This window comes from Sphingobacterium phlebotomi (assembly GCF_008180195.1).
Lineage (GTDB): Bacteria > Bacteroidota > Bacteroidia > Sphingobacteriales > Sphingobacteriaceae > Sphingobacterium > Sphingobacterium phlebotomi.
In genome coordinates, this window is the sequence record NZ_VTAV01000001.1 from 1,005,215 (window position 1) to 1,029,119 (window position 23,905).

24 protein-coding genes are annotated in these 23,905 nt (G+C 41.3%); 12 read left to right on the plus strand and 12 right to left on the minus strand.

Annotation, left to right across the window (positions count from 1 at the left end; translation table 11 throughout):
- The first annotated feature begins 77 nt into the window (after positions 1–77).
- The 5 genes from mscL to tsaB all read left to right on the plus strand — a co-directional run bounded on the left by mscL (position 78) and on the right by tsaB (position 2,130).
- Positions 78–485, plus strand: a complete 408-nt coding sequence (gene mscL, locus FXV77_RS03895) for a large-conductance mechanosensitive channel protein MscL (protein WP_148917858.1) — start codon at positions 78–80, stop codon at positions 483–485.
- Positions 486–585: 100 nt separating this feature from the next.
- A complete protein-coding gene (gene rpmH, locus FXV77_RS03900) occupies positions 586–744 on the plus strand; it encodes a 50S ribosomal protein L34 (RefSeq protein ID WP_148917859.1) in 159 nt (52 codons plus the stop codon).
- 51 nt (positions 745–795) lie between these two features.
- Positions 796–1,206, plus strand: coding sequence for a ribonuclease P protein component (locus FXV77_RS03905; protein WP_148917860.1), 411 nt, complete (start codon positions 796–798; stop codon positions 1,204–1,206).
- The gene (gene yidD, locus FXV77_RS03910; protein WP_148917861.1) at positions 1,169–1,423 is read left to right on the plus strand and encodes a membrane protein insertion efficiency factor YidD; all 255 of its coding nucleotides are present in this window, start codon (positions 1,169–1,171) and stop codon (positions 1,421–1,423) included. The genes FXV77_RS03905 and yidD overlap by 38 nt, the downstream gene beginning before the upstream one ends.
- Positions 1,424–1,428: 5 nt before the next feature.
- The gene (gene tsaB, locus FXV77_RS03915; RefSeq protein WP_148917862.1) at positions 1,429–2,130 is read left to right on the plus strand and encodes a tRNA (adenosine(37)-N6)-threonylcarbamoyltransferase complex dimerization subunit type 1 TsaB; all 702 of its coding nucleotides are present in this window, start codon (positions 1,429–1,431) and stop codon (positions 2,128–2,130) included.
- A gap of 20 nt (positions 2,131–2,150) precedes the next feature.
- On the opposite strand, the gene FXV77_RS03920 is transcribed toward tsaB, so the two are convergent.
- Both FXV77_RS03920 and FXV77_RS03925 read right to left on the minus strand, forming a co-directional pair.
- On the minus strand, positions 2,151–3,053 hold the full coding sequence (locus FXV77_RS03920; RefSeq protein ID WP_148917863.1) for a CorA family divalent cation transporter: 903 nt from the start codon (positions 3,051–3,053) through the stop codon (positions 2,151–2,153).
- A 78-nt stretch (positions 3,054–3,131) separates the two neighbouring features.
- Positions 3,132–3,755 carry an OmpH family outer membrane protein gene (locus FXV77_RS03925; protein ID WP_148917864.1) on the minus strand — a complete coding sequence of 208 codons (624 nt, stop codon included), beginning with the start codon at positions 3,753–3,755 and terminating at the stop codon, positions 3,132–3,134.
- 224 nt (positions 3,756–3,979) lie between these two features.
- Between FXV77_RS03925 and gyrB the strand changes: the two genes are divergently transcribed.
- On the plus strand, positions 3,980–5,938 hold the full coding sequence (gene gyrB, locus FXV77_RS03930) for a DNA topoisomerase (ATP-hydrolyzing) subunit B (protein ID WP_148917865.1): 1,959 nt from the start codon (positions 3,980–3,982) through the stop codon (positions 5,936–5,938).
- A gap of 51 nt (positions 5,939–5,989) precedes the next feature.
- Here the strand turns inward: gyrB and FXV77_RS03935 are convergent, their stop codons facing one another.
- The 3 genes from FXV77_RS03935 to FXV77_RS03945 form a co-directional block, all read right to left on the minus strand.
- Positions 5,990–6,607 carry a response regulator gene (locus tag FXV77_RS03935; protein ID WP_187443991.1) on the minus strand — a complete coding sequence of 206 codons (618 nt, stop codon included), beginning with the start codon at positions 6,605–6,607 and terminating at the stop codon, positions 5,990–5,992.
- Entirely contained in the window at positions 6,594–8,564 is a 1,971-nt protein-coding gene (locus FXV77_RS03940) for an ATP-binding protein (RefSeq protein ID WP_148917867.1), read from the minus strand. Before FXV77_RS03940 ends, FXV77_RS03935 begins: the two co-directional genes overlap by 14 nt.
- 111 nt (positions 8,565–8,675) lie before the next feature.
- Positions 8,676–10,637 (minus strand): tetratricopeptide repeat-containing sensor histidine kinase, encoded by a 1,962-nt coding sequence (locus FXV77_RS03945; RefSeq protein ID WP_148917868.1) that lies wholly within the window; start codon positions 10,635–10,637, stop codon positions 8,676–8,678.
- Between the two features lie 177 nt (positions 10,638–10,814).
- Here FXV77_RS03945 and FXV77_RS03950 point away from each other — a divergent pair, with 177 nt between their 5' ends.
- From FXV77_RS03950 to FXV77_RS22400, 4 genes are all read left to right on the plus strand, one after another.
- Positions 10,815–12,014, plus strand: a complete 1,200-nt coding sequence (locus FXV77_RS03950) for a hypothetical protein (RefSeq protein ID WP_148917869.1) — start codon at positions 10,815–10,817, stop codon at positions 12,012–12,014.
- An 82-nt stretch (positions 12,015–12,096) separates the two neighbouring features.
- Positions 12,097–12,879 (plus strand): carboxypeptidase-like regulatory domain-containing protein, encoded by a 783-nt coding sequence (locus FXV77_RS03955; protein ID WP_148917870.1) that lies wholly within the window; start codon positions 12,097–12,099, stop codon positions 12,877–12,879.
- A 172-nt stretch (positions 12,880–13,051) separates the two neighbouring features.
- Positions 13,052–13,828 (plus strand): hypothetical protein, encoded by a 777-nt coding sequence (locus FXV77_RS03960; RefSeq protein ID WP_148917871.1) that lies wholly within the window; start codon positions 13,052–13,054, stop codon positions 13,826–13,828.
- 134 nt (positions 13,829–13,962) lie between these two features.
- The gene (locus FXV77_RS22400) at positions 13,963–14,502 is read left to right on the plus strand and encodes a hypothetical protein (protein ID WP_246162196.1); all 540 of its coding nucleotides are present in this window, start codon (positions 13,963–13,965) and stop codon (positions 14,500–14,502) included.
- A gap of 76 nt (positions 14,503–14,578) precedes the next feature.
- On the opposite strand, the gene rpsA is transcribed toward FXV77_RS22400, so the two are convergent.
- The 4 genes from rpsA to FXV77_RS03985 all read right to left on the minus strand — a co-directional run bounded on the left by rpsA (position 14,579) and on the right by FXV77_RS03985 (position 18,810).
- Positions 14,579–16,513 (minus strand): 30S ribosomal protein S1, encoded by a 1,935-nt coding sequence (gene rpsA, locus FXV77_RS03970; protein ID WP_148917872.1) that lies wholly within the window; start codon positions 16,511–16,513, stop codon positions 14,579–14,581.
- A gap of 76 nt (positions 16,514–16,589) precedes the next feature.
- Positions 16,590–16,994 (minus strand): acyl-CoA thioesterase, encoded by a 405-nt coding sequence (locus tag FXV77_RS03975; protein ID WP_148917873.1) that lies wholly within the window; start codon positions 16,992–16,994, stop codon positions 16,590–16,592.
- 10 nt (positions 16,995–17,004) lie between these two features.
- Entirely contained in the window at positions 17,005–18,048 is a 1,044-nt protein-coding gene (gene mltG, locus FXV77_RS03980; protein ID WP_148917874.1) for an endolytic transglycosylase MltG, read from the minus strand.
- Positions 18,049–18,054: 6 nt separating this feature from the next.
- Positions 18,055–18,810 (minus strand): PASTA domain-containing protein, encoded by a 756-nt coding sequence (locus tag FXV77_RS03985; protein WP_148917875.1) that lies wholly within the window; start codon positions 18,808–18,810, stop codon positions 18,055–18,057.
- A gap of 207 nt (positions 18,811–19,017) precedes the next feature.
- On the opposite strand from FXV77_RS03985, the gene FXV77_RS03990 reads away from it, so the two are divergent.
- On the plus strand, positions 19,018–20,040 hold the full coding sequence (locus FXV77_RS03990) for a D-alanine--D-alanine ligase family protein (RefSeq protein ID WP_148917876.1): 1,023 nt from the start codon (positions 19,018–19,020) through the stop codon (positions 20,038–20,040).
- On the opposite strand, the gene FXV77_RS03995 is transcribed toward FXV77_RS03990, so the two are convergent.
- Both FXV77_RS03995 and FXV77_RS04000 read right to left on the minus strand, forming a co-directional pair.
- A complete protein-coding gene (locus FXV77_RS03995; RefSeq protein ID WP_148917877.1) occupies positions 20,009–20,506 on the minus strand; it encodes a dihydrofolate reductase in 498 nt (165 codons plus the stop codon). The genes FXV77_RS03990 and FXV77_RS03995 overlap by 32 nt on opposite strands.
- Positions 20,503–21,324, minus strand: coding sequence for a thymidylate synthase (locus FXV77_RS04000; RefSeq protein ID WP_148917878.1), 822 nt, complete (start codon positions 21,322–21,324; stop codon positions 20,503–20,505). The genes FXV77_RS03995 and FXV77_RS04000 overlap by 4 nt, the downstream gene beginning before the upstream one ends.
- 332 nt (positions 21,325–21,656) lie before the next feature.
- On the opposite strand from FXV77_RS04000, the gene mtaB reads away from it, so the two are divergent.
- On the plus strand, positions 21,657–22,979 hold the full coding sequence (gene mtaB, locus FXV77_RS04005) for a tRNA (N(6)-L-threonylcarbamoyladenosine(37)-C(2))-methylthiotransferase MtaB (RefSeq protein ID WP_148917879.1): 1,323 nt from the start codon (positions 21,657–21,659) through the stop codon (positions 22,977–22,979).
- 6 nt (positions 22,980–22,985) lie between these two features.
- On the opposite strand, the gene FXV77_RS04010 is transcribed toward mtaB, so the two are convergent.
- On the minus strand, positions 22,986–23,879 hold the full coding sequence (locus tag FXV77_RS04010) for a DMT family transporter (RefSeq protein WP_148917880.1): 894 nt from the start codon (positions 23,877–23,879) through the stop codon (positions 22,986–22,988).
- Positions 23,880–23,905 lie beyond the last annotated feature (26 nt).

Below are 23,905 nucleotides of genomic sequence, written 5' to 3' on the forward strand. Positions count from 1 at the left end.
TAAAATATGACGAAATTCTTGAATATTGTAGATTTAATTGTCATTTTTGTTTATTGATTGTTTTTAAATTTAAAATTATGGGATTTCTAAAAGAATTTAAGGAATTTGCCATGCGCGGAAGCGTCATCGACCTTGCAGTCGGTGTGGTAATTGGAGGCGCCTTTGGTAAGATTGTCACTTCCATGGTGGATGATATTATCATGCCACCTATCGGCTACATTACCGGCGGGGTTGATTTCAGCAACATGAGGTACGTGATCACGGAAGCAAATGAGGCTGCAGGTACTACGGAAGTTGCTATTACCTATGGTAACTTTATTAATGTTATTATTCAATTCCTGATTATCGCGTTTTGTATCTTTTTGGTTATCAAAGGAATTAATTCCATGAAACGAAAAGAAGAAATTGCTCCTGAAGCGCCTGCGGCGCCATCGAAAGAAGAAGTGTTGTTGACCGAGATTCGGGATATATTAAGGAGTAAATAGTTTTTGTAAAATTTGCTTCTTTTCTAAAATAACAGTACTTTTGCATTCCCTTGCATAGGGAGGATTGATTAAGATATAAAAAAACAAGTATAATAGCGTCATGAAAAGAACATTTCAGCCTTCGTCAAGAAAAAGAAGAAATAAACACGGTTTCCGTGAGCGTATGAGTACAGCTAACGGTAGAAGAGTATTGGCTGCTCGTAGAGCTAAAGGAAGAAGACGTCTTTCTGTATCAGACGAATACCGTCACAAAGGATAATAATTACGGGCCGGTGACTCCTGCGGGCTTGTGTTTCGGCAAATAGTCACAATGAGCTATACATTTACGAAGGAAGAACGATTATGTAGCAAAAGACTTATCGAAAGTCTTTTCCGTAATGGTTCTTCTTTTGTTGTTTACCCTTATCGGGTCGTGTTTCTGTACACACCGTCGAAACAGCAGGACGTTTTTCCTGTACAATGTATGATTTCCGTCTCTAAACGTCGTTTTCGAAAAGCGGTAGATCGAAATGCTATCAAGCGTCGCATACGCGAGGCTTATCGCCTGCAAAAATCAGATTTATATAACTTTCTTCAGGAACATTCCCTACATTTGCTCTTAGCATTCCAATATGTGGGAAAGGAAGAGGAACCCTATACAATGCTCTATCAACGTATGGGAAAGGTATTAACCAAGCTGAAAGATGAGCATACTCAAATTTTTATGGGAGAAGCTGATTAAAAAGCCATTACAGTGGTTTTTTGTACTTATCATCCGTTTTTATCAACTTTTCATTTCGCCGTTTCTGGGAGCCAACTGTCGGTACACGCCCACTTGTTCACAATATGGTAAGGAAGCCATCCTAAAATATGGACCTTTCAAAGGTGGATATCTGGCGATTCGGCGAATTTTGAGATGCCATCCTTGGGGAGGGCATGGGCACGACCCTGTTCCATAATGTTTATGATTGAGAATACGTACATCTTACAAATAGAAACAGCGACACCGGTATGTTCGGTTGCGATCGGTAAAAATGGTGAAACAATTGCTAAAGTAGAAGCTGACGCCGCTAATTTACATGCGAGCCATCTAACGCTGTTTATTGAACAGGCATTGGACACCGCGGCTATCGCAAGGAATGATTTGGCTGCTGTTGCCATCAGCATGGGGCCGGGCTCCTACACAGGACTTAGGATCGGCGTTTCTACAGCTAAAGGTTTATGCTATGCGCTGGACATTCCATTACTCGCTGTGAATACCTTGGAGGCGATGGTTTACGGATTTGTGTCCCAAAAGGCGGTGGTAAACGAAACGAGCATATTCGTGCCGATGATTGATGCGCGTCGGATGGAAGTGTATATGGCTCAATATAATCGGCAAATGCAATGTGTAGCGGAAACAGCAGCCCGTATTATAGATGAATATTCTTTTTCTGAGGGTTCCGGAAGTAAGGCCTATGTCCTCTTCGGAAGCGGTGCAGACAAATTTGAAACACTGTTTGATGGCCATGATACCGTGCAGGTGGAAACTGGATTCCGTAATTCAGCATCGTTTTTTGATAAATTAGCTTTCCAAAAGTTCCAACAGGGTATTTTTGAAGATGTCGTTTATTTTGAACCCTACTACTTGAAAGACTTTATTGCTACGACGCCGAAGAAGCGGTGAGCATTATTTTTGTCGCCTAACTATAGCCACCTACGCTTTTTAAACCAGTAATAAATAAGTGCGGCAAGAACAGCCATCGCTACCATGATCGCCGGATAACCGTAGTACCATTCCAGCTCGGGCATATTTTTGAAATTCATACCATACACTCCGACAATGAACGTAAGCGGCATAAAAAACACCGATATAATGGTTAGTGTACGCATAATATCGTTGGTATGGTTGGATTCTATATTGAAATACACCGAGAGAAGTTGCGCTGTATTTTCCGATATGTTGCGATATAAAGTTGACGAGCGAGCATAAATATCTTTTAAGTCCTGGGTATAGATGTTCTTAAATGCGGATAGATGGAAGAAATCCACGATATCCTTGTAAAGTGTCAATATAATGCGGATAAGATCGATTTGGCGTTTAATGTAATAAAGCTGACGTAAGAAGTCCTTTTTCCGTCGGTTTAAAAACACCATTTCTTCATAGCTGTCCAGTTGGGTATTCAGTTTGTTGATAACCAGGTTTTCAAAGGTTTTTAGTGCTTCAGAGGTCAGGTGATTGATAAAAAGTTTGCTGGCGTTAAGTTTATGGAAAGGGAAATTGTCAACGAGCTTTTCCAGATATTCGATATTTCCGCGATGGACGGTAATCACAAACTTATCACTAAAAAATACAGATATACGTTCTGTAATCTCGGTTAAGGTATCGGAAAAGTTGTCAAATCGGGAGGGAATGGAACGTATAATGAGGAAATGATAATTTTCGAACTCTTCTATCTTGGGTAACTGTCCTATCTGTAGGCAATCTTTGATAGAAGCTTCGTGCAGTTGATATTTGGTCTTGAGTGTTGCGAAATCTTCAAGTGTTGGTTCGGATATATCAATCCAATCAAAGGAGGCGTTGCCGGAATCTAGGATGGTACGGACCATAGGTGAAATAATATATTCATAAAATTACGAAAACAAATAAGGCTATTCTCAGAATAGCCTTATTTGTTTGAATTTTTCTTATTTCTTTTCTTTCGCTTGCTTATCCTTGTATTCCTTGTTCAGCGCTGCTACTACTTCCGCGGTAATATCCATTTTCTTTTCGGCATATAACACGGTAGGATTAGAAACGGAGTACGTCAATACAAGTTCATAACCTTTCTCTTCCGCATGTTTTTTCAAATACTCGGTGATTGTATTGTATACGTTTGTGAATTCGGTTGATTCATCCTGCGCAATAGATGCGGAGGCGTTTTGGTCTAGGCGGCCAAGCTCATCTTGTTTGCGAGCAAGTCTTTCTTCCGTAGCTTGGCGTTCCGAAGCACTCATGGTAGCTGCTTTTTGTTGGTACTCGGCTACTTCACGTTGAAAAGCTTGTCCTTTGCTTTGTAAATCACCTTGCGCTTTTTTTACCTTTGCTTCTAGTTTCGTTCTAACGTCTTTATAATATTCGTATTTTTCTGATAGGGTATCCGAGTTTATATAAACGATTTTCTCTCCTTTGTTGGCGTCAGCTACGGATGCAGCCGAATCATTTGTCGTATTGGTAGCGCCTGTGTTTGCGTTTTGGTTACAGGAGGCAACGGCTAAGATAGCGACTAATCCTAAAGATACGTGCGATACAGTTTTAAATAGTTTATTCATTCTAATATAGTTTTCAGAAAACAAACCTAAGATAAAAAATCAAATTTTAGAAGTTCTTTGTTATTTCTTCGAAAAATTATACGATTTAAAACCGCTGATTTTGGAATATTTTAGGATAACATACGATTTAAACCGTGGGCTACAACGCGTATATTATCTCTTGATTTTTAGGGAAAAAAATCGTATTTTTGAATGTTAAACGATACTCATTTTAATTTAATTTCATGAGCGAAGAAAATAAGAATCCATCAACGTACTCCGCGGATAATATTCAGGTGTTAGAAGGTCTGGAGGCGGTACGTAAGAGACCTTCCATGTATATTGGTGACACCGGTGTTAAAGGGTTGCACCATTTGGTTTATGAGGTGGTTGATAACTCCATCGACGAAGCCGTGGCTGGGTATTGTTCCAATATAGTCGTCACTATTCATAGCGATAATTCTATCTCTGTTAAGGATGACGGACGTGGTATCCCGACAGGTATCAATAAGAAGGAAAACAAATCGGCTTTGGAATTGGTCATGACCGTGCTCCACGCCGGAGGTAAATTCGATAAAGATACCTATAAAGTGTCGGGTGGTTTGCATGGTGTGGGGGTTTCTTGTGTGAATGCTTTATCCATCCATTTATCGGCTGTAGTGCATCGCGATGGGAAGATTTTCCAACAAGAATATGAAAAAGGTAAACCGTTGTATAACGTTAAGGAAATTGGTGAAAGTAATATCACCGGAACTATAGTCACGTTTCGTCCGGATTCTGAAATTTTTACGATGACAACCACGTATAACTACGATACGCTGGCAAATCGTTTGCGTGAACTAGCCTTCCTAAATAAAGGTGTGCGCTTATCGTTGATTGATGAGCGGGAGATTAATGAAGACGGTTCACGTAAGTCGGATGAGTTTTTCTCGGAAGGCGGTTTGCGAGAATTTGTAAAATTCCTGGATGGTACACGGCAACCCCTTATTTCCGAACCTATTTATGTCGAAGGAATTAAACAAGGAGTGCCGGTAGAGCTTGCTTTGCAATATAATGATACTTATTCGGAAAATGTGCACTCCTATGTTAACAACATCAACACGATCGAAGGTGGTACACATGTGGCTGGGTTTCGTCGCGGGTTGACGCGTACCTTAAAGGCATATGCTGATAAATCTGGTTTATTGAAAAACTTAAAAGTTGATATTACAGGTGATGACTTTCGTGAAGGGTTAACGGCTGTTGTATCGGTTAAGGTTGCCGAACCGCAGTTTGAAGGACAGACCAAGACTAAATTAGGTAATAATGAGGTGATGGGTGCTGTAGACATGGCTGTAGGCGAAATTTTGGGTATCTACCTAGAGGAAAATCCGAGAGAGGCAAAAACTATTGTACAGAAAGTTATTATTGCCGCCCAAGCGCGGGCAGCAGCACGTAAAGCACGCGAACTTGTACAGCGCAAAACGGTCATGGGAGGCTCCGGACTTCCAGGAAAATTGGCAGATTGTTCGGATAACGATCCTGCAACTTGCGAGATTTTCTTTGTCGAGGGAGATTCGGCTGGTGGAACGGCTAAGCAAGGTCGTAACCGTCGTTTTCAAGCCATTATGCCATTGAGAGGTAAAATCCTGAATGTGGAGAAAGCAATGGAGCATAAGATTTATGAAAACGAAGAAATAAAGAATATGTTTACGGCGTTGGGTGTAAGTGTTGGGACGGCAGAAGATTCCAAAGCGCTAAATCTTGATAAATTACGTTATCACAAAATCATTATCATGACGGATGCGGATGTGGATGGTTCGCACATCGCTACGTTGATTTTAACCTTCTATTTCCGTTATATGAAGGAACTGATAGAGAAAGGTTATGTCTATATAGCGACGCCGCCGCTTTATCAAGTAAAGAAAGGTAAGGAGTTTGAATATGCATGGAACGAAGATCAACGCATCGGCGCAATTCAACGTTTGAAAGGTGCCGGTAAGGAAGATTCTGTTCATGTACAGCGTTATAAGGGGCTTGGAGAGATGAATGCGGAGCAGTTGTGGCAAACCACGATGGATCCGGAACATCGTACCTTACGACAAGTAACGATTGAAAACGCTGCAGAGTGTGATCGTATTTTCTCTATGTTGATGGGAGATGAAGTTGCACCACGTAGGGAATTTATTGAAAAAAATGCCAAATATGCGAAGATTGATGTATAGCGTGAATTGATGTGATATAGAAAATCCCGACTTTTAACAGGTCGGGATTTTTTATATCAATTTTTGTTCGATAGCCATTTTCACCAGTACGGCTGTATTTTTTGCACCTAATTTCAATAGAAGATTCTTTCTATAGCCCCGGATTGTTTCGGGGCTCAAAAAAATCTGCTCCGCAATTTCTGTATTCGTCAACCCTTCCGAAATAAGGCGAAGCAACTCTCTTTCACGCGGACTTAGCCAGATGTTTTTTTCAGATGGACGTTTCATAAGTAGGTCTACTTCGTGGCAGAGGAAAATCTCGCCATATGCAACAGCTTGTATTCCCGCCAGCACTTCGTCCGCCATGGCATTCTTAATGAGATATCCGGAAGCGCCGTTGTCCAGCATTTGTCTAACAATAGCATACTCATTATGTGTAGTCAGTGCCAATACCTTGATTTCCGGAAATTGTTCTTTTATCTCCTTACAGAAATCTAACCCATTGATATCGGGAAGTCCGACATCTAATAATAAAACATCTGGTTTCCAAAATCCAAGTGATAATCGACACTCCGAAGCGCTATGGGCTACCCCGACGACCTTGGCTATACCGGAATCTTCGAGAAGACTCTGTAACCCTTCCGTTAGAATTTTGTGATCGTCTACAATGGCTACGTTAATCATTTTCATCTTTTTTTGAGAATTCAAGTTCCACATGAATTTCGGTTCCTTGGTTGGAAGAATAGACATTCATCTTACCTTGGAAAGCATCTACACGTTGTCGCACATTCTGTAGTCCCATACCTTCGATAACCTGTTCTTGATCGAACCCGATGCCATCATCCTGCACGGTAAAGGATATGCGGTCTTCCTCCTGCACCAGTTGCACATTGATATGGTTAGCTTGGGCATGCTTCAAGGCATTATTGACGAGTTCGTGTATACAGCGGTAGACCATGATTTCCAGCTTTTCCGACAGGCGGGTTTCATCGCCAAAGTAATGAAAATCAGCGATAGGGATAGCGGCGCAGAAATCCGTTAGGGATGCCTTTAAACCGTAACGAAGCAATGATTCGGGCATCATATGGTGCGCCACCCGGCGTAGTTCCTGTATGGAATCATCCAGCATGCCGATGGCTTTTTGAAAGCGGGATACATCAATGGTTTCCAATACGGCCGCTTCGTCTTTTACTTCCGGTAAATTGAATTTCACTAGCGAGAGCATGCTACCCAGGCCGTCATGGAGATCTTTTGCCAAACGCGTACGTTCCGCAGTTTCACCATCTAACGTGGCCTGCACCGCCACCAATTGTTTTTCCTGCTTCAACCGCTGCGCTTCTTCTTCGGCTAATTTACGTTTGCTGACCGCTAAACGGTAACGGATAAAGGCAAAGGCCAGCGCAATAAGCAGAATGATTGCCCCAGCAATGCCCAACAAGATATAAAGCTTTCGTTGTTTTTCTAGTCCTTCTATTTTAAGCTCTTTCTTCTCCGTTTGGTATTCCACTTCAAGCAATGCAAGATTCCGTTGGTTTTGTTCGTTGAACAAGGTATCTTGATAAATATATGCTTGGTTTAGCAATTGGTACGCATTTTCAAAATCTTTATTGTAGACATCGACTTGTGCCAAGACCCACGAAGCTACTCTTATATATTCTTTTGCTTGTAATTTTTCGGCTATCCGCAAACCTCTTTCCGCTGCGTTATAAGCCGCTGGATATTGACTGTTCTTCAAATAGGCCTCGGATAAGTTCACGTCAAGACGCATGGTTTCCCATTCATCCTCGACCAGTTTTCCAAGTTCATACGCTTTTTCGAATTGCTGTACGGCCAAAGGTTTATCATTTTTATATTCTATTAGATAACGCCCATAATTCAGATAGTAAAGGAATACTATATATGTATTGTTGTATTTCTCCCCATACGCTAAGACATCCTCAAGCAAAGGAATCACTTCATCATACTTGTTTAGACTAATCAACGTAGAGGCTAGATTAATTTTTCCCCCTGCTTCCGTGAATGGGTCGACAGACCGTTGTCCTAATACGACAGCCTCTCGAGCATATTTTTCGGATTTTTGATAGTCGCCTAGTAATGCGTACAAATTTGAGATATTGATCAATACATGGCCACTTTTTTCTGTACTTCCTGTTTCATCATATAATTTTAACGCTTGAATATAGTAATCAATAGCCGCGGGGTATTCACCTACATCTTGTTTTAACGTGCCGTAATTATTAAAAACGGATGCTTTGGCAGTAATGGCCTCTTTTGAATTCAAGGTGTTGTATAGTTTTTCCGCCTGTTGTAGGTAATAAAAAGTTGAATCGTAATCTGTCTTTATATTGTAATAGCAGGAAGCCATAAATTGATAGCTCCTAGCACGTTCTAACGGGTCTTTCTGTTTCTCCGCAATGCTAAGAACTTTTTCTGCAACCTCTAACATGCTTGAGGGGTTATTGTAGTAATAAGAATCACCACCTTCAGTGAGCACGTCCTTTACATTTACCTTCCCGTTTTTATCGGTGTGCGCTAAAATCAAAGAATCCACAGATTGTCCCAGCAAAGCTATCGGAAGGCAAGCCAGCGTTAGGTACAACAAAAAAAGATATATTTGTCTGGTGTCCTTATTTATATGCCTTTTCATAATGGATATATTAAGAGTTATCAGTGTTTGTTAGTTGTCCTATAGCAAAGGTACGGCATTTGTGATGAATAAAAACCCCCTTTTGGGGGTAAGGGAGGGGGTGAGACCGAGTTATGTTTCCTTGTTCGTCAATTCAAGTTCCACATGAATTTCGGTACCTTGGTTGGAAGAATAGACATTCATCTTGCCGTGGAAAGCATCCACACGTTGTCGCACATTCTGTAGACCCATACCTTCTACAACCTGTTCTTGGTCAAACCCGATGCCATCGTCCTGCACGGTAAAGGATATGCGGTCTTCCTCCTGCACCAGTTGCACATTGATGTGGTTGGCTTGGGCGTGTTTCAAGGCGTTATTGACGAGCTCGTGTATACAACGGTAGATCATGATTTCCATCTTTTCCGATAGGCGGGTTTCATCGCCAAAGTAATGAAAATCAGCGATAGGAATAGCGGCGCAGAAATCCGTTAGGGATGCCTTTAAACCGTAACGAAGCAATGATTCGGGCATCATATGGTGCGCCACCCGACGAAGCTCCTGTATGGAATCGTCCAGCATGCCGATGGCCTTTTGAAAGCGGGATACATCAATGGTTTCCAATACAGCTGCCTCGTCTTTTACTTGTGGTAAATTGAATTTCACAAGCGACAGCATGCTGCCCAGACCATCATGGAGATCTTTTGCCAAACGCGTACGCTCCGCGGTTTCGCCATCTAAGGTGGCCTGCACCGCCACCAATTGTTTTTCCTGCTCCAACCGTTGGGCTTCTTCTTCGGCCAATTTTCGTTTGCTGACCGCTAAACGGTAACGGATAAAGGCAAAAGCCAGCGCAATGAACAGGATAACTGCCCCTGCGATACCCAGCAAGATATAAAGCTTTCGTTGTTTTTCTAATGCGTCTATTTTGAGTTCTTTTTTTTCGGTTTGATACACGGTTTCTAAAAATGCCATCTGTTGTTGATTCGTTTCATCATAGAGGGTATCTTTAAGTAAATAAGCGTTAGACAGCTGTTGGTAAGCAGTTTCAAAATCACGATTACGCGCATTTACCTGTGCCAGCATCCATGAAGCGATTTCTTTTTTATCTTTCGACTGCAACTTTTCAGCTAATAACAAGGTGGTTTGAGCTGCAGAATGAGCGTCTTCATATTGATTGTTCAGAAAATAGGCTTCTGATAGAGCTGAATTGTGTCGCATGATTTCCCATTCATCCCCAATAGATTCGGTAAGTTCCCGTGCTTTTTCATATTCTTTTACGGCTAGCGGGTAATCCTTTTGGTACGCCATGAGATAATGCCCGTAATTGAGATGATATAGAAATACTTTATACGGATCGTTATTTCGCTCTCCATATTCCTTTACTTTTTCCAGTAGCAGCACCACCTCTTCATATTTGCCTTGTTCCATTAATGCGCTCGTTAGTGCAATACTTCCGGTTGCTACCATAAATGCATCATCCGCTTGTTGCGAAAGTAGAATACAATCCCGTGCATATTTTTCAGCTTTTTGATAATCCTTTACAAGGGAATACATGGTAGAAATATTGTTCAATGTGTAAGCATAAAATTTTGTGTTTTCAGCTTCATCAAATAATTTCAAGGCCTGAATATAATAATCGATAGCTGTTACATACTCGCCTTTTACCTGTTCGATCGTACCGAAATTATGCAAAACCATAGCATTACCTTCCGTAGCTTCTTTTGAACGCAGAGAGCGAAATAGCTGTTCTGCCTTTTCCAAATAATGGAAGGACGAATCATAATCCGCTTTTACTTGGAAATAGCAAGTTCCCATGAATTGATAACTCTGTGCTAATGCTAATGGTTCTTTTTGTCTTTCTGCGATACTGATTGTTCTTTCTGCAGTTTTAAACGTTTCCGTGGGATGGCTATAAAAGTAGCTTTTGGATGCTTCTATTACAGCTTTTATATTCACTTTCCCGTTTTTATCGGTGTGTGCCAAAATCAAAGAATCCGCTGACTGTGCGAATAAAGTGAAAGGTAAACCAAAAGCCGTTAGGAAAATTAACCATGACCAATACCGGCTTACCTTTTTATATAAATGGCCGTTCATAATGCTAACTATTAAGGGTTTGTCAATTTTTGTTAGTTATCACGATAACAAAGTTAAGTTATTTATCCCCAATAAAAACCCCCTTTTGGGGGTAAGGAGAGGAGGGTGGTGCGTGTAACTTTGCTTCTACAAAAAGCAATTGCTTATCGCACATTATAAAACTAAATCATAAACAAAATGAAGACAATCATCCAAAAAACAATCTGGCTATATTTTGTCGCTGTGGGAGCTTTAGCTTGCTCCTGCTCAAAAGATGAGGGACAACTTCCGGAAGAGGCTGCCGGATGTGAGGTGGTTCAGGAATTTACCAATACAAGCGTTCAGATTACGGAACCGACCACCTGGACGGCGGACAGGGTTTACCTGTTCAAAAGCACCCACGTAATCATCGAATCTGAATTGACTATAGAACCAGGCACAGTCATGAAATTTGATAATGCTTCGGCGATGTATATTCGCAGAGGTAAGAATCAAGCGCGAATCATTGCTAACGGCACTCCCGACAAACGCATCGTGTTTACTTCTTATACAGATAGCAGGCATTGTGGAAATACACCAACCGATGGAGATGCTTCCCAACCGAAAAGAGGCGATTGGGGAGGCATTGCTATCAACGCCGGAAATAAACATAGCTTTACTTACGTAGATATCCTGTATGCGGGCGGTTCAGCAGGAGAAGGCATGCACTCTGCAATTGAACTTAATTATGATGCCGGTGCCGACTTTACCTTTGATCACTGTGTAGTTGCACATACCCGTGGGGAAGTCCGTGGGTTCAGCAAGGAGGAATACCGGGATCCGAGAAGCCCCGGAATTTATGCAGCTTTCAGCGCAGACTTTCAGTTTGAATTGCCCAATTTTGAAAAATTCCGATTTACCAACAACGTATTTTACGACAACGATGTGCCGCTGATAATCAATTCGTATTATTCGGTAGATGCAAGTAATAAATTTCACAATCCCGATAATCCGGCGGAGAAGAATTATCGAAACGTAATCCACATGTTCGGATGGGCACATCAAGAGGGTGATGTCACTTGGGGGCACACCGAAGTACCGTATGCTTATACGGGGGGGTACACCCACATAGGCAAATCCCAGCACGCTATTACTATAGGGCCAAATGTTATAGTGAAATTTCCGGGTGTTGAAGCCGGTCTTAACAGTTGGGATGACATCCGTGTCATCAACTTACACCCTACAGCGATTTTGACATCCTACCTTGATGATGCACATGGAGGAGACAGCAATGGCGACGGTACAAACTCTTCGCCGGCCAAAAGTGACTGGAAGGGCTTTCTTGCCCGTACATCTGTCTCTAACGATGTTGAAGTATGGGCAACCGGAGATAATATTTTGTATGCAGATCGTCCCTAGTGTGACAACGATGTTGTGATAAATAATTCCTGCCTGCCGAAGGTAGGAGGGTTCAGACAATGAAAACATATTATAAAACTAAATGAAGACAATCATCCAAAAAACAATCTGGCTGTATTTTATCAGCATGATAATGATAGCCTGCTCCTGTTCCAAAGACAACGAAAGCAACGATGAACCTACAGCCGAAAAAGGATACGCCACCGGAAAAGTGGTCGACTGGCAAGGTAATCCCATTGCGGGAGTCAAGATTCTGGTAGACAATATGGCATACCATGATTCGCAGACAAGGGGTGTAACCGATGAAAACGGAAAGTACAAAATCAAAATTTTTCAAGGTGCGTGGAAAGTGTATGCCAATTTTAAAACAACATACAACGGAAAAACCTATTCTATAGAAGCCTATCCGGACGACAACGGCGTTTTGGGCGAAGATGGAGGCATACGCAATTTCACATGGAAACTGGAGGGGATTGATCCGGACAACGATACCTATCGCTATGGTGGTCGGATTACCGTGCATTCGGATAATTATTTTTATGAAGATGAGTCGGATATCGAACTGACTTTTACCCCAAGCGGACCGCTGATTGATGGCTCGGAAGGAAAAACAATCAAAGTTACCGGTGGCGATCATTACTGGTCGGAGTACGGATACATTTATGATTTCCCTGTCGGACGTTATATGGTAACAGCCGTATTGAAAAAGGGGGGAAGCAATACGCCACTGAAAATTCAAAACTGGCACACCAAAGGTGAATTTGTTTCTGAATTACAACTGGATTTTATTCCGGACAACTCCGATTTCAGACCGACTACCGAAGCGTCTATAGTCATTGGATATGATGGTGGATACATTTATTAAAATTATGTGAGATGAACGTTATATTTCAGAAAATTATGGGGTTTTGTTTTATCAGCATGATAATGATCGTCTGCTCCTGCTCGAAAGATAACTCGGCTTCTATCGCTATCGGATATTAGTACGAATGTATATAAAGTCATGTCGTATAGTGTGGAATATAAAAAATAAACAGATGAAAACAATAATTCAAAAGACAGTAGTATTATTTATGGTGGCGGTCGCTTTAGGAAGCTGCACCAGAAACGATGATATCAACCCCGATGGAGATTTACCGGGTGACCTCCTACTCACCGAATCAAAAGTAGATGGCGAATTGCGGGCTCGTTATGATTACGACGCGCAAAACAGGCTCGTTAAACTGTATACGCACCATAATGCTGAGGCTCCCCAAACGACCATAGCATACATCTATAATAATAACGGGCATTTAACCTGGGTGGAGATGGTCAATTCGGATGGGGAGAGTGAATATAATGAGACCTATACGTATGAAAACGGTAACCATCCGGTTTCTTCGAAGACCGTATTTGGACAGGATATAGAAAACGCGATCATCACAACATATACATATGCCGAAAATAAAGTAGTCGAAACGGCTAATATTCCTGGCGGATATACCTCAGAAATAACATATACCACAGATGAAAAAGGAAATCTATTATCCATAGAAACTTCTTCCCAAGAGCAGTGGGTATCGACTACATTGTTCGGAGATTATGATAATAAACATGCCGCGGGAAGGGGAAGAAATCCCTATAGTTGGAAATTCAATAGTCCAAATAACCATCAATCGGAAAAGACAACAGCATCTTATGACACGGGTAACAGAGACAGGATATTAAAATATACGTATAACAACCACGGTTATCCAACAAAAATGGAAGTCTATAACCGAGAGGACAATTCGTTGGTAGAAACACATACATATACCTATAAAGCAGCGAATTAGGTAAACAGGCAGTAAGCCGTAAGTTTCGGGATAGTTCTTCATCGATTAGTTAAAATTAAACTGCCTGTTACGTCAAACTCGAACCTTACGGTTTTTAGAGAAAAAATAATAAAGATCTTAAAACAAATAATATAATGAAAAAATCAATCTTTATTCTTCTGGCGATTTTCGTCGCGGTAACTGCGCAAGCGCAGCCTTTTCAAAAAGGAACAACCACCGCCAATGTCGGTATCGGTCTGGGAACAGTGCTCGGCGGACTCGGAAAAGCACGTCCGGCTATTTCGGCATCCGTCGATCACGGTGTATGGCCTATGGGCGGTCCCGGTGTTATTAGTATGGGTGGCTATATCGGGAACACCGGCTATAAGTACACCGATTTGGGTTACACTGCCAAATGGAATTATAATGTAATCGGTGTGCGCGGAGCCTACCATTACAATGGTTTTACTACAGTGCCAAATTTAGATGTGTATGGCGGCGTGATGCTAGGCTACAATATCGTGAAATATTCGTCTGATAGTGGTGACGATTACCTGTCAGGTAATTATGGTAGCGGTGTTGGATTCTCCGGCTTCTTAGGCGGGCGATGGTTCTTCGGCGATAGCTTTGGCGCGTATGCCGAATTGGGATATGGCGTATCCGTGCTCAATGCAGGATTAACCTTTAAATTTTAGAAAGAGACCGTATCGTATCAAAAAAAGCCCCGGTGCATTTGCACCGGGGCTTTGAAGTATGTAGAAGAATCTAAAATTATTTAGATTTCTTTTCGTCACCTTCCATCTGCTCTTTCAATTGAGCAAGAACGTCTAAATCACCTAAAGTAGATTTCTCAACAGAGTCTTTTACTTTTTTCACAGCTGAATTAGCCGCTTTGGCTTCTTTTTTACGATTATTGAATTCTTCGATACGAGCTTCTGATTTTTTATCTTCCCAGATACGTGAGTGAGAGATAACCAAACGCTTGTTCTCTTTGTTGAATTCAATGATTTTGAACTCAGCAACTTCGTCAACTTTCAATGGGTTACCGTCTTCTTTGATAGAGTGTTTGTTAGGGCAGAAGCCTTCAACACCATATTGTAATGCAACGATATCACCTTTGTCACCAACTTTGATTACTGTACCTTCGTGGATAGAACCTTCTGTAAAGATAGTTTCAAATGTATCCCAAGGGTTTTCTTCCAATTGTTTGTGTCCTAGAGAAAGTTTGCGGTTTTCTTCGTCAAGTTCCAAAACAACAACCTCTAGTGTTTCGCCTACCTTAGTGAATTCGTTAGGGTGGTTGATTTTCTTAGACCAAGAAAGATCAGAGATATGGATCAAACCATCGATACCGTCTTCTAACTCAACAAATACACCGAAGTTAGTCATGTTTTTAACAACTGCAGACTGTTTCGAACCGATTGGATAACGCTCTGTGATGTTTTTCCATGGGTCAGGAGTCAATTGCTTGATACCTAGGCTCATCTTACGATCATCGCGGTCTAATGTTAAGATTTCTGCCTCAATTTCGTCTCCTACTTTCAAGAATTCTTGTGGAGAACGTAGGTTTTGAGACCAAGACATTTCCGATACGTGAATTAAACCTTCTACACCAGGGATAATCTCAAGGAATGCACCGTAGTCAGCTACAGTAACGATTTTACCTTTTACTTTAGAACCTACTGCTAGGTCTTTGTCTAAAGATTCCCAAGGATGCTCTGATAATTGTTTAAGACCTAAAGCGATACGTTTTTTCTCATCGTCAAAGTCTAATACAACCACGTTGATGGTTTGGTCTAAAGCCAATACCTCTTTCGGATGCTCAATACGGCCCCAAGAAATATCTGTAATGTGAAGTAAACCGTCAACACCACCTAAATCGATGAATACACCGAAATCTGTGATATTTTTAACAGTACCTTCCAGTACTTGTCCTTTTTCCAATTTCGCAACGATTTCAGATTTTTGGTTTTCTAAATCGTCTTCAATTAATACTTTGTGTGATACAACAACGTTTTTAAATTCATGGTTGATCTTAACCACTTTAAATTCCATTGTTTTACCTACGTATACGTCGTAATCACGGATAGGTTTGATGTCGATTTGTGAACCAGGTAAGAAAGCTTCTACACCTTTGATGTCCACAATTAAACCACCTTTAGTACGTGATTTAACGAAACCATCGATAATAGCATCATTTTCCAATGCCTCATTGATAGCTTCCCAAGATTTTTGTGTTTTAGCACGTTTACGTGATAATACAAGCTGACCGTTTGCATCTTCCTGAGATTCTACAAACACGTCTACTTTATCACCAACTTTCAAGTCAGGTAAGTCGCGGAACTCCGATGATGCTACAAGGCCGTCTGATTTGAAGCCTACATTCAATACAACATCTTTATTATTGATAGATACGACAATACCTTCAATAATTTCACCTTGGTTGATTTGATTGAATGTCCCAGCGTACTGCTCTTCTAATTTAGCACGCTCTGTGTCACTGTAGTTACCGAACGCTTTTTCATCTAAATCCCAGTCGAAGTCACCTTCTGGTGTGCTCCATGTAGTAGATTTGATGTCGTCGATTAATTTTGAATCTGCTTCAGACTCGATTTGTTCAGTGTCTTTCACTACTTTAGTGTCAGCACCTTGTAGCTCTGCGTTTTTCGCCGCTAACTCTTTTTCTGCTTCTTGTTTTTTTGCCATTAATTATTAATTCTCCTTTTCCCTGCGTTGCAGGGACTGCAAAGATACGAAAAACTTTTATTTACAATAGATTATATTAAAAAAAAGACGCCATCTTTTCTTGGAAAATCTCCGGGGCACGGCAAGGCCTATTTTTTTTTATATCGACAAAGACCAGTTGGGTATAGCCCGTGTTCAACAAGACACCGTCTTGGTTATATATCTCATACTCAAATTTAATGCGTACGACCGGCTTTTCTTTGATATAGATTTTGATTGTGATAAGGTCGTCATATCGAGCGGGCTGATAATATTTGCAGACCAAATCTGTAACGGGTAGCATAACGCCCAAATCCTCCAATTCTTTGTAAGAAATGCCTGTGCTGCGTAACATTTCTGTACGGGCGACCTCATAAAATGCGGCATAATTTCCATAGTATACATAGCCCATTTTGTCAGTCTCTGCATAGCGTATGCGTAATTTGGTTTCGTGTGTAAACATGCCGATCTCCCTATCTCATTATATTTCGTTCATTCAACGCACGTTGAAACTTTCGTGCGTTTACCAGATGCTCTGCTTGTGTTCTTGCAAAATTATGGTAACCGGAAAAATCATCTTTAGCACACATATAAATATAATCATGCTTCTTATGATCAAGGACAGCATCGATGGATGCAATGCTGGGAAGCATAATTGGTCCGGGAGGAAGCCCTTTATATCGATACGTGTTATAAGGATTGTCAATGGTGAGGTGTCTGTTAAGTACACGTCGGATGGTAAAGTCGTTATTTGCAAAGATCACGGTAGGATCTGCTTGCAATAACATACCTTTTTCCAGACGATTGAGATATAGTCCCGCGATATCCGGCATTTCATCGGTATGCAACGCTTCTCCCTTAACGATAGAAGCAAGAACACTGACTTCTTGCGGTGTTAAATGAACAGCCGCTGCTTTTTCTTTGCGTTCAGAAGTCCAAAATTTGTTGTACTCGTCATGAAAACGGGCGACAATTTTGTTTGGCGCGGTATTCCAATATATCTCGTATGTGTTAGGAATAAACATGGTGAAGAAATTCTCCGATGTAAATCCATATGACTCCGCTACTTCTTCATTATCAAGAATTTCGATAAAAGTGGTTGAGTCAGCTTCGAAATTTTTTCCCAAAAGGGCGGCGAAGTTTTCTTTCATTCGGATGTTTTCAAATCGAAATTTGACCGCTTCTTGGTAACCTCCTCGAAGATTGCCTATCAAACGTCTGTTGGACATGCCTTCGGCAAGTTTGTAACGACCTGGTTTTACATTATCCGGATATTCCATGGCTTCTGCTATGTAACGAAAAAATGTAGGGTTTTTTACAATTTGTTGCTCCGAAACCGTACGCATTACATCTTCGAATGTATCTCCTGTCTTTACGTACAGATATTCCTGTTTGTCCGTAATACTTGGACCCATAAAAGCCTGGTAACCTATCCATGCCGCTATGACTCCCACAATCAATAGCAGAATGAGTATGATTTTGAACAATTTCCCGAAACCGCTTCTTTTTTCCGCCATATCTCTTTAATTAGATAATGTTACGTTTACCGAGCTGCCTAAACTTATATACCCTGCAGTAGTATCCGGTTGTTGTGATACAACGGTCGCAGCTAACGAATCTGTCACCATTTCGGAATAGATGATATTGCCTAAGCTCAATCCAATACCTGAAAGTGCGAATCGTGCTTCACTCAAGGATAATCCGATAAGATTAGGGACTTCAATATCATCTGCCCCTTGTCCGTTACCCAATACAATCGTTATCTGAGAACCTTTTGGGATAAGCTGTCCGGCTTTTAACGGTTGACCGCTAAATTTGACATCTAAAACAACATCTCGTGCGATGTCTGCAATATATACTGTATCCGCAACTTTGATGGATTGGTTTCTCAAAATAGCCGATGCTTCTATCCACGTTTTGTCAATGATGTCTGGGAAAGCAACTTCTGGTGGGGTTTCGGTGATGATGGTCAAATAGATTGTTCTTCCGGTCTTTACCTGTGATTTAGGGTCAGGATCTTGTTCGATGACAAGACCCGGTTGTGCATCCATTTGATAAACATAGTCCACCGAATATTCTAAATCCGCTTTCTCAAGCGTCTTAACCGCATCGTCGATGTGTAGGCCTTTTACCTGTGGCACTTCAATCGAAACGCCGTGCTTTGTATACCATTTGAGTCCGAAATAAATACCTAAAAATAGGAGTGCGAATGCGACCAACGCACCAATTAAATTCTTTCTAAACGTATCTGTTCGCAGATACTGTAATAATTTCGACATGTATTGTTCCTATAAATTAAAGTACATGCTATGGCATATACCGAACTTTCCATATAATAGACAAAATTATTCTTTTTTCCCCGTAACACAAGTTATATTTGTTTTCGTTTAACATTAATTAAGATTACAAGATGACAATTGGTCACAAAGCTATAAGGCGTAGCGATATGACGATATAAAAATAAACGACCTAATCGAAAAGAAAATATGAAGACGAAAGTGGCTTTAGTTACCGGAGGTTATACCGGAGAGGCAGAGGTTTCTTTTAAGAGTGCCGCATTTGTAGAAGAGCAGCTCGACAAGGAAAAATATGAGGTATATCCGATCACGATCACGTTGGATACTTGGTTTCACGTGACAGAAGCCGGGATTAAAGTCTCCGTAAACCGGGAGAATTTTTCGTTAGATATTGATGGTCATATCATAACATTTGATGTTGCCTTTATAATCTTGCACGGTTCACCGGGGGAGGATGGTCGATTACAGGGTTATTTCGATATGATTGGGCTACCGTATACCTCTTGTGACATGTTGACTTCGGCATTAACCATGAATAAGGCATATACAAAAGCCATTATAGCGGATATTCAAGATCTTCATGTAGCTAAATCTGTTTTATTGTTTGAAACACACCGAAAGGAAGCTGCGGATATGGTGCAGCGTGGCCTCACCTTACCTTATTTCGTAAAACCTAATGCAGGAGGCAGTAGTATCGGGATGTCGAAAGTGAAGGAATTGTCTGCATTGCAAGTCGCATTAGATACAGCCTTTGAAGCCGCAAATACGGGTTGTCAGGTTCTCGTCGAGGAATTTGTAACTGGACGTGAATTTTCGCAAGGTATTTTTCGAAATGTACAAGGAGAGCTGATCGTGTTGCCCGCTACAGAGGTTCGCACGACACGTGAGTTTTTCGATTTTGAAGCAAAGTATGTGGCCGGTTTAACCGAAGAAATCACGCCTGCTGACTTGACAACGGCACAACAGGAGCGGGCTTCCCGGATTATTCGGGATATCTATGTCCGTTTGAATTGCAAAGGTATGGTACGTGTCGATTTCTTTTTGGAAACGAATACGGACAAATTTTACTTTATTGAAATCAACACGATCCCTGGTCAGACAGCACAAAGCTTCATTCCACAGCAGGTCCGGGCATTCGGTATGAAAGAAAGTGATTTTTATGCGGAATTAATTGACGTGGCTATATCGCCCGCTCCCAAACTTCAAAAGTAAAATCATAAGCATGACGCTCGTCCTGTGCATGCCTTTCTTCGCTTACCTTTTTCCACTCCGTTTGAGGAAGTTCTGGAAAATAGGCATCTCCATCCAACGTGGTGTGTACCCGAGTCAACAGTACGCGCTGCGTAATTGGAAGCACTTGTTGATAAATCTTGGCACCACCAATGATGAAGATTTCTCTTTCATCCCGACAATATGTTAGCACCTCATCGAGTGAGTTGGCCACATCAACGTCTTCAGCTGACCAATTCAAATCTCTTGTCAGGACAATGTTGCGTCGTTGTGGCAATGGTCTGCCTATGGATTCATATGTTTTTCGACCCATGACAACCGAATGGTCTAACGTCTGCTGCTTGAAATATTTAAAATCATCCGGAAGATGCCATAACATTTGATTGTTTTTTCCAATAGCATTGTTCTCTGCAGCAGCTACAACGAGGGTTATTTTTAAATCACTCATACGGCGACCGGTGCTTTGATGTGTGGGTGAAACTGATAATTCTCCAGTTCAAAATCTTCAAACTTAAAATCGAAAATATTTTTCACATCTGGATTTATTTTCATCGTCGGAAGAGGTTTCGGCTCTCTGCTCAGCTGCAGCTCCGTTTGCTCAAAATGATTGCTGTATATATGGGCATCTCCTAATGTGTGTACAAAATCACCAATTTCCATATCACATACCTGTGCAACCATCATCGTTAATAAGGCGTATGATGCGATATTGAAAGGGACACCCAAGAAAATATCGGCACTTCGCTGATAAAGTTGACAAGAAAGCTGCGGTTTCAAGATACCCTTTTCAGGTTGAGCGGGTGCGACATAGAATTGAAAAAAAGCATGGCAAGGTGGTAACGCCATGTTCTCTATTTCCGCAACATTCCATGCAGACACAATAATCCGACGGGAATCGGGTGATTTTTTAAGTTGTTCAATAACCTGCGTTATCTGATCGATGTGGCGACCATCCGGTGTCGGCCAGGAGCGCCATTGCGAACCGTATACCGGACCTAAATTGCCGTTCTCATCTGCCCATTCATCCCAGATGCTCACACCATTTTCTTTTAAATATTTGATATTCGTCTCACCTTTTAAGAACCAGATTAGTTCGTGTATGATAGAGCGAAGATGTAATTTTTTCGTGGTGACTAACGGAAAACCATCGTTTAAGTTGAAGCGCATCTGGTAACCGAAGACACTGCGCGTCCCGGTACCCGTACGATCCGTTTTATCAACCCCGTTTTTATATACATGCTGCAGTAAGTCCAAATATTGTTTCATATTGATTACGAAGATAGGTCTTTTTAATCTTTTTTTTCCGCAAAAAAAGATAGAAAAAACGCTCCACTTAAAAATTTTGAATTGGGGATAGTGAATCAAAAGTATTTCTACATATCTCAAAATTTTCGATGTGGAATTAAGTAGTTTAAGGAGGGGATATTACAATTGCACCACCCCTCCCTTAACTTTTTCAGGTCGCATCCAAATGTTTTATAACTGCACGAATCTATTTTTAGCACTATCCTAGATGTAAAACATTTGAAGCGACGCTTTTTTGGTTCTTTTTTCTAAAAAAAGAACAACATATTTTTTAGTAACTTTGCAGCATTATCATGAACAAAAAAGTAGCTTTTTATACGTTAGGGTGTAAACTGAATTATTCAGAAACGTCTTCTATCGGCAGGATTTTCAAGGAAGCAGGCTATGAAACCACACCGTTTAATAGCCAGGCTGATGTATATGTCATCAATACCTGTTCGGTAACCGATCATGCGGATAAGAAGTGTCGTAAGGTCGTGAAAGAAGCGTTAAAGCATTCTCCGAATGCCTACATTACTATTGTAGGATGCTATGCTCAGCTAAAACCACGGGAGATAGCCGAAATCCCCGGGGTAGACATGGTACTGGGAGCCGCCGAGAAGTTTAATATTATCGAACATATCAACGACCTAACGAAGCAGGAAAAAGCGGTTGTTCATAATGCGCCAATCGACGAGACACACCAATTCGTTTCTGCTTATTCCATAGGCGATCGTACCCGTACATTTTTGAAAGTACAAGATGGTTGTGATTACTCGTGTACGTTCTGTACGATTCCATTGGCGCGTGGAGCAAGCCGTTCGGGTAAGATTGAAGATATTGTGCGACAAGCGGAAGAGATCGCGGCTTCGGGTGTGAAAGAAATTGTACTGACAGGCGTCAATATTGGCGACTTTGGGATACGTGATGGCAAACGGCAAGACCGTTTTCTGGATTTGTTGAGAGCGCTGGATGAAGTGGAAGGGATAGACCGTATACGTATTTCGTCTATTGAACCAAACCTACTAGCGAATGAGATCATAGAATTTGTGGCACAATCTAAAAGATTTGTACCGCATTTTCACATGCCGCTACAGTCCGGGAACAATAAAGTGTTGGCGAAAATGCGCCGACGTTATAAACGCGAGCTTTATGCAGAACGCGTAGCGAAGATAAAATCGTTGATGCCGGATTGTTGCATAGGAGTTGATATTATCGTGGGATTCCCGGGTGAAACACGGGAAGATTTTCTCGATACGTATAATTTTTTGAATGAAATGGATATTTCCTACCTGCACGTCTTTACATATTCAGAAAGAGAAAATACAATCGCGGCACAGATGGAAGGAGCTGTTCCCGGAGCACAGCGTAGTGACAGGAGCAAAATGTTACATATCCTTTCCGAGAAAAAACGACGTGCATTTTATGAAAAGCAGCTCGGTAAGATCGGAGACGTACTGTTTGAAAGCGATGTTAAAGATGGTTATATGCATGGTTTCTCCAAAAACTATGTGAAGGTACGTTCGTTGTATGACCCCTTATTGGTCAACGAAATTGTACCTGTTAAATTCACCGCTATCACGGATCAATGCGAAGTGGAGATACAAGAATTGCCCGAGTTGTTGGCACATTCGTAAGATAGTTTAACGTTTTCGGATATTAAGCAAAATGACTATCACCAATATACCGGCCACCCCTATAAATTGTCCTATCGAAACGTGTTCCTTTAATACGATATAGGACATACACACGGCGACGGGCAGTTCAATGTAACTCAGGATATTTCCGAGTGATACACCTGTTTTTGGAATTCCATAAGAAAATAGAAGAGGGGGGAGGACGGTTCCGAAAATGGAAAGTAACAATCCGTAACGCCATAGTGAAGAAAAAACCGAAGACGTAAAAAGGGTAAGCGGTTGTAATAAAATAAACACCAGAAGAAAAGCGCCGACAATCATGTAGGCACTTTTTTGAAGAGGATGATGATCGCTGCCGACACGACCACTCACGATAATAAATATAGCGTAGGCAGTCGCGGCAAGAAGTCCATAGCCGATACCTACGAGACTAACAGATTTAACGTCATGCTCTAATAAACCCGTAGCAAGAACAGTACTTCCTAAGATGGCAACGATACCTATCGCTTGTTGTGGTGTAAGCTTTGTTTTGAAGAAAATAAATTCGATCAGTTGCCCAATCCAAATATATTGCATCAAGAGAATAATGGCCAAGGAGGCAGGAACGAGTTGTACACTTTTGTAATACAAAATACTGACGGCACCTGTGGATAATCCGCTGACGATGATATGCCATTTCGGTGACGTGGAAGGATATTTGGAAAAGTAGCCTTTGTTTATGATAAACATCATTCCGATCAGCATCCATAAGAGCAGCATGCCAAAAAGTGCTTGGATACCTGTCACCTCCCCCAAAGTGAAGCCTTGCGCATAGGCTTTTTTTACAAAAGTGGATAATATACCGAAACTGGCAGCACCCAATACAACCGCAATAATACCTTTTATTTGTTCCCTGTCCATGATGGCGCGCAAGATACAAAATCATT